12 protein-coding genes are annotated in these 12,864 nt (G+C 41.4%); 5 read left to right on the top strand and 7 right to left on the bottom strand.

The genetic code is table 11. The annotated features are described in order from the left end of the window. Nucleotides 1–165 precede the first annotated feature (165 nt). Entirely contained in the window at nt 166–864 is a 699-nt protein-coding gene (locus JMX70_RS09110; protein ID WP_201591441.1) for a hypothetical protein, read from the top strand. A 314-nt stretch (nt 865–1,178) separates the two neighbouring features. Here JMX70_RS09110 and JMX70_RS09105 read toward each other — a convergent pair whose 3' ends face one another. After that, nucleotides 1,179–2,021 (bottom strand): hypothetical protein, encoded by an 843-nt coding sequence (locus JMX70_RS09105; RefSeq protein WP_201591438.1) that lies wholly within the window; start codon nt 2,019–2,021, stop codon nt 1,179–1,181. Between the two features lie 362 nt (nt 2,022–2,383). Between JMX70_RS09105 and JMX70_RS09100 the strand changes: the two genes are divergently transcribed. Beyond that, nucleotides 2,384–2,635 (top strand): helix-turn-helix transcriptional regulator, encoded by a 252-nt coding sequence (locus tag JMX70_RS09100; protein ID WP_201591435.1) that lies wholly within the window; start codon nt 2,384–2,386, stop codon nt 2,633–2,635. 326 nt (nt 2,636–2,961) lie between these two features. On the opposite strand, the gene JMX70_RS09095 is transcribed toward JMX70_RS09100, so the two are convergent. The 6 genes from JMX70_RS09095 to JMX70_RS09070 all read right to left on the bottom strand — a co-directional run bounded on the left by JMX70_RS09095 (nt 2,962) and on the right by JMX70_RS09070 (nt 9,801). Continuing rightward, nucleotides 2,962–4,698 (bottom strand): BCCT family transporter, encoded by a 1,737-nt coding sequence (locus tag JMX70_RS09095; RefSeq protein WP_201591432.1) that lies wholly within the window; start codon nt 4,696–4,698, stop codon nt 2,962–2,964. A gap of 47 nt (nt 4,699–4,745) precedes the next feature. Continuing rightward, nucleotides 4,746–6,233 carry an aldehyde dehydrogenase gene (locus tag JMX70_RS09090; RefSeq protein WP_201591430.1) on the bottom strand — a complete coding sequence of 496 codons (1,488 nt, stop codon included), beginning with the start codon at nt 6,231–6,233 and terminating at the stop codon, nt 4,746–4,748. Between the two features lie 64 nt (nt 6,234–6,297). After that, the gene (locus tag JMX70_RS09085; RefSeq protein ID WP_201591427.1) at nt 6,298–7,335 is read right to left on the bottom strand and encodes an LLM class flavin-dependent oxidoreductase; all 1,038 of its coding nucleotides are present in this window, start codon (nt 7,333–7,335) and stop codon (nt 6,298–6,300) included. Between the two features lie 79 nt (nt 7,336–7,414). Next, nucleotides 7,415–8,326, bottom strand: a complete 912-nt coding sequence (locus tag JMX70_RS09080) for a flavin reductase family protein (RefSeq protein WP_201591424.1) — start codon at nt 8,324–8,326, stop codon at nt 7,415–7,417. A 19-nt stretch (nt 8,327–8,345) separates the two neighbouring features. After that, the gene (locus tag JMX70_RS09075) at nt 8,346–9,185 is read right to left on the bottom strand and encodes an alpha/beta fold hydrolase (protein ID WP_201591422.1); all 840 of its coding nucleotides are present in this window, start codon (nt 9,183–9,185) and stop codon (nt 8,346–8,348) included. 13 nt (nt 9,186–9,198) lie between these two features. Next, on the bottom strand, nt 9,199–9,801 hold the full coding sequence (locus tag JMX70_RS09070) for an amino acid synthesis family protein (RefSeq protein ID WP_201591419.1): 603 nt from the start codon (nt 9,799–9,801) through the stop codon (nt 9,199–9,201). Between the two features lie 187 nt (nt 9,802–9,988). Here JMX70_RS09070 and JMX70_RS09065 point away from each other — a divergent pair, with 187 nt between their 5' ends. Genes JMX70_RS09065 through JMX70_RS09055 form a run of 3 tightly spaced genes read left to right on the top strand, consistent with a single transcriptional unit; the run spans nt 9,989 to nt 12,514 of the window. Next, nucleotides 9,989–10,642, top strand: a complete 654-nt coding sequence (locus tag JMX70_RS09065) for a GntR family transcriptional regulator (RefSeq protein ID WP_201591416.1) — start codon at nt 9,989–9,991, stop codon at nt 10,640–10,642. A 12-nt stretch (nt 10,643–10,654) separates the two neighbouring features. After that, nucleotides 10,655–11,035 (top strand): carboxymuconolactone decarboxylase family protein, encoded by a 381-nt coding sequence (locus tag JMX70_RS09060; RefSeq protein WP_201591413.1) that lies wholly within the window; start codon nt 10,655–10,657, stop codon nt 11,033–11,035. A gap of 27 nt (nt 11,036–11,062) precedes the next feature. After that, nucleotides 11,063–12,514 carry an NAD-dependent succinate-semialdehyde dehydrogenase gene (locus JMX70_RS09055; RefSeq protein ID WP_201591410.1) on the top strand — a complete coding sequence of 484 codons (1,452 nt, stop codon included), beginning with the start codon at nt 11,063–11,065 and terminating at the stop codon, nt 12,512–12,514. Nucleotides 12,515–12,864: the final 350 nt, after the last annotated feature.

Here is a 12,864-nt window from a genome sequence, read left to right as displayed (position 1 = left end):
TAAAATAAACCGAGATAGTATTGGTTGCATAAAAACCACTCTAAGTAACTTAGAGTGGTTTTTTTTGGTTAATTTGAGCGCCTAAACCATATATCTAAAAGTGGCTGAATAAGAGATAATAGAGGACATAGATTTTCGTTTACCTCAATAAAAAGGCAGTCCTGCATGACCCATAATAATCCATATAACCTGATACCCTTGCAACCTACGGGCAGAAATGAGACCAATACCGCCAATACCTATTCACCTGAAGATATGATTACCATTTACGAGCAGCAGTTTTTGACCGAAGTGCCAGAAGACAAGCTAACAGAGTTCTTACCTTTTTTAAAAGCGTTTTATGATATCGACGACCATACCTTAGATGTCAGTGCGGTGATTTTTGATGCGATTGCGGACGCTTGTATTATTTATAATCACAAAGTCAAAGTTGGGCGTTACGAAATATTAGAAGGCTTGGTAAAAGAAGAGATTGCAGAAGATATAAGTGATGCAGAAGGCGCTGAAGAGAAACAAGTACAAGCCTATACCCTAGAGTGTAAGCGTACTTTTTTTATCAATGAGGTGGAAATACCTTATCATTTTAATTTGTTTATCCATGGCGATAATTATTCTACCTTGACGAGAAGAGAGAGCGTGTTAGAAAAAATGTATTGGTTTGTCAGTGATAGCTTTGATGAGCAGTTATTGGATAATCCTGAAGATACTGAGAGCTTGGCGTCTATTAATAAGCAACTGGCAAGTTTGGGTATTCGAGAAATGGATCTGACTACTATTCATCAGCTAGTCGATTATTTAGAAGGTAACATCATAGATGATGACATGGCAGATGCGGTCAATAAGCTGCTAGATGAAGCCGAGTAGCATTGAATACACTATTCACTGTTATTCACTGTTAAAAAAGACCACGCTAAGCCAATTTAGCGTGGTCTTTTTTTGATAGGACAACCAATTTTAAACAGCAAGCAATAAAAAACCCTCGTAATCGATAGATTGCGAGGGTTTCGTATATGGTACCAGTGGTCGGTGCCATTGATTTGATATAATATATTGATATTTATGGTTAATTTTTTATTTTATTTTAATAGTGTACATGTAGGTGTACATAAAATTAAATATTCAACATACTATTGACCAAAAGCTATCCTTAAGCGATTAATTCTATCTACCTAAGTTATCTAGCCCTTATTGAAAGTTTTTTTGTACTCATCTTCAATAATTTGGCTTATAACCTTATTGGCAGTCGTTCCTTTAGCTTTCATGATAGAGTCCAATTGATCTTGATTTTTCTTATATATCTTGACTTCACTTAAATCTTCGTTTTTGTTGCTCGTTGAGAATTTAGCCCATGCGTCTTTCATGTTCTCTATAATTTTAGCTCTGTATGATATTTCTGCTATTGACTCAAGATCAATTTTAGGGTCGCTCATATCTATATCTTGAGTAGAAGTCTCATATGTGTATTTTACATTTGATAAGATATCAAGACTTGCTAAGATTAAATTGTACTTGTCCTCTAGAGAGGAGGGTATGAATACTTTCTGAAGTATAAGATAATCTCTCTTGTCTGAGCTCAGATAATTATAAGCCCATTCAATTTGATCACTATCATCACCCTTAAGCCACTTGATTTCTCTATCAGTACGATTTCTAAAATAGCTGGATTTGATTGTTTCTATACGCCCAATTAACGAATGATTGTTTACGTCTACGGGGTTTGCATAATACGGTAAGGTGAGTGGGGTATAGTTGAAATGCATGACCTCATATTTTAGATAATTCGAAATATGAGAAATTAACTCAGTACCTCCGACCATAGTTTTATCATAAAAAATACTTTGAACTAAATAAGCAATATGCAGAGCGTTACGGAGGTCATCTTTGATCCAGTTCAATGAGCTATCTGGCAGCTGGTTATTAATTTTAAATTGCATTAGGTCGTGAAAGTATGGAATTGGGTATGGCTGAGACTTGAATATGCTGATCAAAGTGGATTTGAAGGCTCCCTTATCCAATTCCATGTTAGCTGATGCATTCCCCCAATATATATTGTGCGCAAATACCAAGCTCTTGCAATCTGGCTGAAGAGTTTTATCCAGTAGAGACAGAGGATGTGAGCAGTACTCAGCAAGGGAATTATCAGAATGGGTTAGCCACTCAGAACGTGAGCAGCATTGAGCAAGGCTTACGAAAAAGCGTGACAGCAGTGAGCTAAAACCATCGGGCTAGAGATGCGACATAAGAAGGAGCTGATCATTCAGCTCCTTCTTTTATTGTTTCATACAAGGCCAGTCACTGGACTACATGGGATGCCGTAAAAAAATATGGGACTCCGTAACTGTATGAGAGGAAACGCTCTCATTAACTTATAAAGGAGAACACCATGGAACAGTTAAACGCTACACAACCAGTAATCGAGCAATGCAATCATATACCGCAGCTACTGAGTATTAAAGATGTTGGTCATTATACCGGTCTTAGTCGTTCTACGATCTACGAGATGGTCAATGAAAAATCTGATCGTTACGATCCAACGTTTCCTAAGAAGGTACAGCTGACACAGGTAAGGGTAGTGTGGGTAGCGAGCGAGATCGCTAATTGGATTAATACTAAAATTGCAGAGCGTTCAGCATAGATCTATCGTACAGTCTTAGTATTAAGGATAGGACGGTGTAATTTTTGTCCAAAGCAAAACAATTAGTTGATCTGTTATACGACTTTAATCCCATTAAGTCAGACTACTTAACTTCAATAAAATAATCTCTGACAGACTGATGTCGATTCAGGCTTTACAGGTTATGTCTCAGTGCTATATTGGATTTATACTTTAAATTTAACAGCGGACTCAAGAAACTCTAATTTGACGTCTAAGAAGTTAAAGCTATGCATAACAGCTAGTGATAAGTAAAAAGACACCAACTACATCCATGATACAGTTGGTGTTTTTTACATATACATTGACTATTTTTCTCTTGATCGCATACCGTCTAAAATTAATGCTTTTAGTAGGCTAATAGCCATTAAGATAATAATAAGCGAAAATGGTATTGCTGCGACAATCATAGCTGAGGTAATAGCATTTAGCCCTCCAGCCAGTAGTAACGCTGCAATTATGGCGGTTAAAGCAATACCCCAAACGATAATATGCTTTGACCCATTTTCAATTTTGTCTTTACCTGCAGAATTGAGCATATTAACGACTAATAATGCAGAATCTGCAGAAGTTACTAAATAGGTTAGTAAAAGTACCACTACCATGCCTGATAACATATTTGCCGTTACTGGTTCGAGCATAAAGCCAATAATCTCGAACAGCTGTGCGGTCAATCCTGAGTCAAATATTTTACCACCTGCCACACCACTTAACTCTAGGTTAATACCTGTACCACCAATAAATGAGAACCAAATAAATAAAGTGAGGCTAGGTGCTATAACACCGATCAAGCCAAACTCACGAATAGTACGATTCTTGGAAATACGAGCTAAAAACATACCAACAAATGGAGCAAATGCAATCCACCATGCCCAGTAAAAGATAGACCAGCTTGTTTGCCAGCTACCTAACTCGGAATTAGGGTCCCATACAGTAAAAACCATTGCGGGTAAATGCACGACATAAGTGAAAATACCTTTACCCAACATTTCTAAGGCAAACATAGATGCCCCGAAAATTAGGAAAAATGCTAATAGTAAGTAAGACAAGACCATATTAATATTACTTAACCATTTTATTCCACGTCCAACACCTGATAATGCCGATATTATCGAGAGGCACATAACCACAAACAGCGATACTAATAAAGCTCCCGTAGTTGGCTCCGGATTAACAGGATTAGTTACTAACCATGTGATACCAGTAATGCTATACAATCCTGAGGCAAAAGAACTCAAGCCTATACCAATAGTTTGAGCAATACCAAATAAAGTTGCAATTACTGCAGCAATATCAATCACATTACCTAATGGTCCTTCCAAATGCTTACCAAACAAAGGAGTTAGTGCGGAACGTATCGTTAATGGTAAACCACGGGAATAAGCAAAAAACGCTAAACAGATACCAACTAAACTGTAAGTTGCCCAAGCGCTAATACCCCAGTGGAGAAAGGAGTAGCGAAAAGCTGCATCTAAAGCACCTTCTGTCTTTGGTATGACGATACCATCAATAGCATTTAACGTATTAGCATTGACTTGATCTTGATAAAACGAAAATACATCAGCACCTTGAGGTAGTTTTAAGCCGTTGGCATTTAAAGCAGATATTATTATTTCTTTTGACATAATAGTATCTGGATTATTTGCTAAATGCCAAATTGGCTCGGCTGCACTATATGTTAATACACCAATACCAATACCTGCTCCAAAAATCATAGAAAACCATGAGAAGTTTGAGAACTCAGGTTTTCCATTAGGATCAGAGCCAAGTTTAGTGCGCCCAAATGCTGGCCATAAAATAACCGTCAGGCAAACCAATAGATAAAAGGCGATAGAGTAGGTGTAATAGCTATTGAGGTTGGCATACGACCAATTTTTCATAGCATCTAGCATAGCGCCGGAACGATCTACGTCACTTAAAATCCAGACTACGATTAACGTAACCAGGATTTTTGATGTGATAGTGACAAAGCGATTAAAATCCTTATAAAAACCTTTATCGTGAGTTTTTATATTCAACTCTTTTAAGGGGGGGCGGATAGGCATAGTTTTTTCCTTAAAACTTAATGCAGTTGACTACCTACGGTACTTGTTTATCGCATGATAAAAGGATTAGCCATCGGTTCAGCCGAAATATTAATCCATGTCGTTTTTGTACGTGTGTAGGCGAGTATTGATTCGCTACCGGCCTCACGCCCATAGCCTGACTGATTGTAGCCCCCAAATGGGGCCATTGGAGAAATAGCACGGTAAGTATTAATCCAACACACCCCTGAGTGAATTTGCTGTGAAACACGGTGTGCCCGGGCTAAATTCTGGGTGAAGACACCTGAGCCTAAACCATAAACACTATTATTTGCCATAGCTATGGCTTCTTCTTCAGTATCAAACGCAACTAGCGACATGACTGGACCAAACATCTCAATGGTTTGGGTTTCAATATCGGTATTCGGACATTCTACTAGTGTTGGACAAAAGTAGTTGCCTTCTGCCAAAGAAGCGTCTTTAGGAGAGTGACCACCAAAACGTATCGTAGCGCCTTGGGCGACAGATTTTTCTAGTGTATCTTTAATACGCTCAACTTGAGCTTTGGTACATAAAGGCCCAACGTGTGTCTCGGGATTTAGCGGATTGCCAATGACAATACCCTTGGCTTTTTCTTCTACGCGTTTGATGATTTCAGGCAAGATAGAGCGATGAACGAAGCCGCGAGAGCCTGCCACACAAGACTGTCCAGAAGCGCCAAAGTTGCCAGCGATCAAACCGTTAGCAGCACTCTCTAAATCCGCATCTTCGAAGACAATGATAGGAGACTTGCCGCCAAGCTCTAAGCTTGTGACCGCAAAACTATTGGCAGAGTTTCTGACCACGTGACGCGCCGCTTCAGGCCCACCTGTAAAGGCAATTTTATCGACATCAGGATGACTGGTCAGCGGAATCGCGCAGTTTTCGGCATCCCCTGTGATGACAGAGACCACCCCTTTTGGGAAGCCTGCTTGCTCAATCAATTCAGCAAACGCAAACATAGGACAAGGCGCGACTTCTGATGCTTTTAAAATAATAGTACAGCCCGCCGCTAGGGCTGGGCCAAGCTTAGTCGATGTTAAGAACATCTGGGCATTCCACGGTACGACAGCGGCGACCACACCGATGGGTTCACGAGTGGTGAAGACATGCATGTCAGGCTTATCAATCGGTAACGTCGCGCCTTCAACTTTATCAGCAAGACCCGCGTAATAACGGTAATAGTCACTGACATAGCGGGTTTGAGCGACCGTTTCGTGAGCCAGTTTGCCGCTGTCTGTCGTCTCGATCTCACCAAGTCTCTCAGCGTTTTCTTCGATCAGTTCAGCTAAGCGGTACAATAACTTGCCACGCTGAGTGGCGGTCATTTTTGCCCATTCAGGATTGTTAAGGGCGGCTTTTGCCCCGCTCACAGCGCGCTCAACATCTTCAGGGCTGGCACAGGCAAATGTTGCCCATGCTTCGCCAGTCGCAGGATTATAGCTGTCCAAGCGTTGGTTGTTACTGCCTTCGCACCACTCACCGTTGATATAAAGCTGGTAATGAGGTTTGGTCATGGTGATTCTCCAAATTTTTTAGGTTGTCTGTTTAGCCCGCACTAGAGTAAGAGACTCAAAATATTTATGCAAACGCAGGCATGACATCATCAATAAAACGGCGTAAAGAGTCGCGTTTTTGTTCATACGTCATACTAGAGTCGATCCAGAATGCAAATTCGTCATAACCCAATTCTTCATAGACTTTAAGCTTTTCAATGACTTGCTCAGGCGTTCCTATTGGCATGTTTTCTAACATTTTTTCAGGCGCATACATATCGATTGCTGCCATTTCTTCTTCGCTCAATGGCTCAAGTAATCCTTGACGAATTGGACGTTCGTTTTTGAACCATGCACCAAAATAGCAGTAAAAACGGCTGATAGATTTTGCCGCTGTCGCCACATCATCGGCATCACTACCAACATAAGCGTGCTGTAATAACATGATTTTTGGGTTCTTACCTTCGCCATGCTCAGCTTTGGCATTTTTAAATGCCGTCATGAGGTTTTGAATTTCGGTCATGCCTTGCCACAGTGGGGTGACTTGCACATTGCAGCCGTTTTCTACTGCAAAGTTATGGCTATGAGGGTCACGAGCTGCAATCCACATAGGCACGCCGCCACTTTGTACCGGTTTTGGCGCTGAGGTGGTCGATGGGAATTGGGTGTATTTGCCATCGTGGGCATAGTCGCCTTTCCACAGTTTTTGGACGGCAGGGACAAGCTCTCGCATGCGCCCGCCAGCTTCCATGGCATCCATACCCGGCATCAAGCGCTCGTATTCAAAATTATAAGCACCGCGCGCGATACCTAAATCCAATCTGCCGCCTGTGATAATGTCTGTCATGGCAGCTTCGCCAGCCAATTTGATCGGATGCCAGAAGGGTGCAATCACTGTACCCGTACCTAAGCGCACGTTTTTGGTGTGATGGGATAGATCAATCAAATTTAAAAATGGGTTGGGGGCGATGGTAAAATCCATACCATGGTGTTCGCCTGTCCAGATAGCGTGCATTCCGCCTTGGTCGGCCATTTTTGCCAGCTCAATAAAATCATTATGGAGCTGTTCATAAGATTGTGATTCGTCGAGGCGTTCCATGTGTAGGAATAGTGAGAATTTCATAAGGCATATCCTTTGCTATTTGTTTTTACTGACTGTATTTACAAGTCATGTTTGTTTAAGTGTCGTTTATGTATAAAATTTAGTGGACGCGACCTTGCTCTTCTTGGCCGACATAGACACCATAAAGACCGTTTTCGCTCTCTGCGGCGTAGCGAGTCATCATCGAATTCATGGCTGAGGTCGCAAAATCTTGTTTTTCAATATCATCGATTGCGACGTATTCACCAAGCTCTTTGGTCTCTGGCGAATTTGCAATGGCGCGGTAAAAGATATAGTTGGTATTGGTTTTGGTATTCTCATAGATTGAAAACACAGCGCCCAATTGCGCATCTATACCGTTATCTGTCAAAAACTGTTTGATGGCGCTGACCGCGTTGGTATTGTCATCGGTTGTCGTATTGGGTAAGACGGCTTTACCTTCGCTTTTGTTGATAATCACTTTACCGTTATGCTCGATAATGACGCCAACACAGACGTGTTTTTCTTGGGTACTGATGTCTGCCGCTTCGCGCTCTAATGCCAAACTAAAATAACCGCCTGATGCATAACCCAAACCATGGCCTTCACGGTTAGAGAAATTCAGTACTTCTCCCACCAAAAGATTGTGGTCACCTGCGTCGAGGTTACGTTCGGTTTTACAAGAAAAATGCGTGAGCGCACCATCGATAACAGGGTTGCCTTGCTCATCTTTGTGCCACTCAATCTGACTAAAACGGTCTTCTTTAGAGCTGGCAAATATGTTCGACACGGCCTGTTGGTCTTCACTTAAGATGTTGACAACAAAGCTTTCACAGTTAGCAAACACATCAAAGGTAGATAAAGATTTTGCTGGGCAAACCAGCAGTAATGGCGGATCAAGCGATACCGATGTAAAAGAGTTGGCTGTAAAACCGACAGGCGTACCATCTTTACTCACCGCTGTAATCACGGTCACCCCAGTCATATAACTGCCGAAGGCGTTGCGTAGCATTTTAGGATCAAGTTTTTTCATGAGAACCTCTTTTTTTAAATTAGGCATTAGCCGTATGGTACAAATCGCATTGGGTAAAAAATTTTGCCAATGCCGCATTAACAGCGTTAGCGTGTGTCATTTGTGCCATATGACGAGCTCCCGGTACGATAACAGCATTTGCATTGGGTAATATATCTACCATAGTTAATGACATTTTAGGGCTAGAATTTACATCCATTTCGCCTGTAAGCAATAACACAGGTATCGTGATGTTTTGCAATTCTGCTTTTTGTATACCGCGTAAGTATGCAAACATCTGATACGCTTTTGCATATCCTAAACGGTTACCGCCATTGAGCCATGATCGACACAAGTTAGCTTCGTTATCATATTGCGGATTACCATCGAACCATCTGGCAATCGGCTTATCGGTCACATTTTGATCAACATCATTGAGTAGCGATTCGGCACGGGCTTTTACATCTTGAGCGGCACTGTCTGGACGATCATAGATAGCGTTAAATGCAGCAACACCTCTTACCATTTCAGGATAACTAACTGCAGTTTGTAACGCTGTCATCGCGCCTAAAGAATGCCCAACGATAATGGCAGGCTCTCCGACGATATTCTGAATAAAGTTTATTAGCGCCGCTGCAAAGTCCTCTAACGTTAGCGTAGAAATGGGTAGTAAATCGCTTTCCCCATGTCCCGGCATATCAATCGCATAACAGCGATAACGGTCGCTAAAGGCTGCTATCTGCTGATACCAGCTTTCTGCTCGCAAACCTACGCCATGAACAAAAACGACGGGAGTAGTTTTGTCATTTTTATTATTACTGTCTTGATTACCACTAGAGTAATAAGCAATGCCGTCAGAAATTTCGCGTGACCATTCCATCAGTAGATGCTCCTTAAACGGCGGCTGGGTTATTCAAATCGTGACCGAGATCCTTTAGGTCTTGATAACGATCACCAATACGTTGGTGTGGACGACCACCTGTTGCACCACCTAATACAATCACAACTTCGTCGTCGCGAGGCGCATCAGGAATAGCAAATTGAACTGTCAAATAATGTGAGCGGCGACCAGCGTCATCTTTGTCCATCAGCGGAACCATGATAGGGGTATTAGCTGTGCCACGTATGTTTGTAAATGCTAAATACGTATTGGCAGATAATGCTTCACGATAAAAGTTACCGAAATGTAAAGTATGAATCAGACCTGAGGCATGCTCGATTTCACCATTTAGGCCTACTACAGCTGCTTTGCCATAAGCTTCAATCTTGTCAGCACCACCTGCTAAGGTGATAATTTTGTCAGTAAGCAGTTTACCCAACACAGGAGCGAAAGCTTGGATTCCAGGTTTTAAATCTTCAGCATAACGACCCGCCCACGGATTGGTGATGACTGCAGCGACCGCAAACATGCGTAATGGTGTGGCGGCTGATTTATAGCCTTCAATCAAAGTTTCTTCTTCAAAAGTGACAATTTTTCTAATCTCTGGTTTTTGCATGATAACTTCCTTTTAGTAATAAATAGTTCCTCACAACATTGGTATACCATAATACGGTATTAAATAAAATGCTAGCTTTTTTTGAAAAAAAATATTATGGTATACCATGATATGATGTACAAGGTTACTGATTTCTTGCACCATACTCGCTATACTTATTTTTTACATCTAAGAGAGCAGAGATTTTATGTTAGAAAAAGTAGAAAAACCAAAAACCTTAAAAGATACAGCGTTAGAGCAATTGCGACTGGCTATCATGATTGGACAGCTTGCACCAGGTCAAAGATTGGTGGAGCGCACCATTTGTGAACAGTTGGGCGTCAGTCGCACTGTCGTACGAGAGTGTATAAGGCATTTAGAGAGCGAGCATTTGGTGACTTTTTCTGCAGGCGGTTCTTCAGTAGCTGTTTTAGAGAGTGATGAGATTCGCCAGATTTATCATCTACGTGCAATGTTGGAGAGCGAAGCAGTTCGTTATTGTGCCGAGCAAGTGACACATGAGCTAGTAGAGATATTACAAAACCACTTAGTCCAAATTCGAGATAACTTACATACAGGAAACGTGGTTGAGGCGCTTGCGCATTCTTATTCGTTTTACGAGCATTTATTCGTGACGGCTGGAATGACGGTCGCATGGGAATTGACAGAGCGATTGAATGGCCGTATCGGTCGTTTGCGATTTATGACTTTATCTACCCAAGAGCGCGCAGTCAAAGGCCCAAATAATCTGCAAGAGATTGTTGATAATATTGCTCAGGGTGATAGCAAGTCGGCAGTCAAAGCCTGCCGTAAACATATTGATGAAGCTTGCCATATGGGGCTCTATCTCAACAAACAATAAAAGGGAATAATAATGGATAAACAACGATTTGAATTAGGTCTTACTCAGCGTAAAGCTACTTTGGGCGCCGAGTACGTTGAAAAGAACCTACAGGCTGCCGACGACTTTAATCGTCCATTTCAAGAAGCCATGACCGAATGGTGCTGGGGGTTTGGATGGGGTGATGAGGCGATTGATGCCAAAACACGTTCATTAATGAATTTAACCATGATTGCTGCTTTGGGAAAAATGCATGAATGGGAATTACATTTAAATGGGGCGATCAATAACGGTTGCTCTGTTGATGAAATACGTGCTGCTATACATGCTATTGCGATCTATTGCGGTGTGCCACAAGGTGTGGAGTGTTTTCGCATTGCCCGTGAAGTACTGACCGCACGCGGATTATTATAATCCTAAAGAAACCAGTTGGAGAGAGAGATGCAATTAAAAAACGATGCTTTGCTTAGACAACAAGCTTTTATCAATGGCATATGGTGTGATGCTGACAATAAAGAAACCCATGAGGTTTTAAATCCTGCAACAGGAGAGTTGATTGGTACTGTACCAATGATGGGAGCTGAAGAGACTCGCCGTGCCATTGAAGCTGCAAACAAAGCTCAGTCAACTTGGTCGAAAAAAACGGGTAAAGAACGTAGTAGTATTTTACGCCGTTGGCACACGCTGATTGCCGAAAATATGGAGGATTTGGCTATATTAATGACACATGAGCAAGGCAAACCCATAGCTGAAGCTAAAGGTGAAATACAAAGTGGACTGGATTATTTAGAATGGTTTGCTGAAGAAGCAAAACGTATCTACGGTGACTTTATCCCTGGACACATGCCAGACAAGCGCTTGATAGTGATTAAACAACCTGTTGGAGTAACTGCAGCAATTACCCCGTGGAACTTTCCGCATTCAATGATTAGTCGTAAAGCAGGCCCCGCGCTAGCAGCAGGCTGTCCGATGATTGTTAAGCCTGCAATGGAAACACCTTACTCTGCATTAGCAATGGCTTATCTTGCTCAGAAAGCGGGCGTCCCCGACGGTATTTATAGTGTCGTCACAGGTGACCCGATCGCTATCGGAGAAGAGATGACTACAAACCCTCTGGTTAAAAAAATCAGCTTTACTGGCTCCACTCGAGTGGGGAAAATCTTAATGAAACAGTGTGCCGACACTGTCAAAAAAATGTCGTTAGAGTTGGGAGGTAATGCGCCTTTTATCGTTTTTGATGATGCTGATATAGATGCTGCTGTGATAGGCGCAATGACAAGCAAGTACCGTAACAGTGGTCAAACTTGTGTGTGCGCCAATCGTCTATTTGTACAAGCAGGTATTTATGAAGAGTTCACCAAAAAATTGGCGGAGCAAGTGCGTGCTATAAAAATTGGTAATGGTTTGGAAGAAGGAGTGATGCAAGGTCCTTTAATCTCTCAGTCTGCGGCAGACAACGCTGAAGCGCTAGTCGCTGATGCTAAAAGTAAAGGAGCCACTGTATTGTGCGGTGGTCAAAGAGTTGAGGCAGGTCGCAACTTTTTTGAACCAACTATTTTGACCGACGTTAACAATGACATGCGTGTCGCCGATGAAGAGATTTTTGGTCCTATCGCGCCCATTTTCAAATTTGAGACAGATGAAGAAGGTATTGCTCTAGCAAATTGCACTGAATATGGTTTGGCAGGTTATTTTTATAGCCGAGATATCGGACGTGTATGGCGTGTCGCTGAGGCACTTGAAGTAGGTATGGTTGGTGTCAATACTGGTATGCTAACGACAGAGCTAGCCCCGTTTGGTGGTGTTAAAGAATCTGGCTTAGGGCGTGAGGGTTCAAAATATGGTATCGAAGAATATGTTGATACCAAGTATATTTGTCTAGATATAAATTGATATGAAGTCAAAATGATAAGTATTAGTGAATATAATATATGCTAAGAAATACATGTAAGTAAGATTAGTAAATAAGGTAACACTTTTTTCTTACTAGTAAGAGTCCAGAGGTTCTATGTTTCTGGACTTTTTTAAGGTTTGCTAGAACATTAGGATCAAGATTAGTTTTTTTATAACTACAGAGCAATGGAATTAACTAACGGCTTTTATTGCAATGAATTTTTAGAAAAAATATTGTAGAAAGGCACTTGGAATCAATAGAAGTTATAAATAGTCTTTTCAATAAAAAGACTATTTACAGACTATTTTAAAATAAAAAAACCATATAAATCAATAATTTAATCCTGTCT

Source organism: Psychrobacter pulmonis (assembly GCF_904846465.1).
GTDB lineage: Bacteria > Pseudomonadota > Gammaproteobacteria > Pseudomonadales > Moraxellaceae > Psychrobacter > Psychrobacter faecalis.
The sequence above is the reverse complement of the archived record's forward strand: the minus strand, read 5'-3'. Positions and strand labels throughout refer to the sequence as shown.

Coding starts and splice junctions, on each gene's coding strand:
- JMX70_RS09080 (WP_201591424.1), bottom strand. CDS start 8,326: ATGAAAAAACTTGATCCTAAAATGCTACGCAACGCCTTCGGCAGTTAT.
- JMX70_RS09090 (WP_201591430.1), bottom strand. CDS start 6,233: ATGACCAAACCTCATTACCAGCTTTATATCAACGGTGAGTGGTGCGAA.
- JMX70_RS09070 (WP_201591419.1), bottom strand. CDS start 9,801: ATGCAAAAACCAGAGATTAGAAAAATTGTCACTTTTGAAGAAGAAACT.
- JMX70_RS09100 (WP_201591435.1), top strand. CDS start 2,384: ATGGAACAGTTAAACGCTACACAACCAGTAATCGAGCAATGCAATCAT.
- JMX70_RS09105 (WP_201591438.1), bottom strand. CDS start 2,021: ATGGAATTGGATAAGGGAGCCTTCAAATCCACTTTGATCAGCATATTC.
- JMX70_RS09060 (WP_201591413.1), top strand. CDS start 10,655: ATGGATAAACAACGATTTGAATTAGGTCTTACTCAGCGTAAAGCTACT.
- JMX70_RS09095 (WP_201591432.1), bottom strand. CDS start 4,698: ATGCCTATCCGCCCCCCCTTAAAAGAGTTGAATATAAAAACTCACGAT.
- JMX70_RS09110 (WP_201591441.1), top strand. CDS start 166: ATGACCCATAATAATCCATATAACCTGATACCCTTGCAACCTACGGGC.
- JMX70_RS09085 (WP_201591427.1), bottom strand. CDS start 7,335: ATGAAATTCTCACTATTCCTACACATGGAACGCCTCGACGAATCACAA.
- JMX70_RS09055 (WP_201591410.1), top strand. CDS start 11,063: ATGCAATTAAAAAACGATGCTTTGCTTAGACAACAAGCTTTTATCAAT.
- JMX70_RS09075 (WP_201591422.1), bottom strand. CDS start 9,185: ATGGAATGGTCACGCGAAATTTCTGACGGCATTGCTTATTACTCTAGT.
- JMX70_RS09065 (WP_201591416.1), top strand. CDS start 9,989: ATGTTAGAAAAAGTAGAAAAACCAAAAACCTTAAAAGATACAGCGTTA.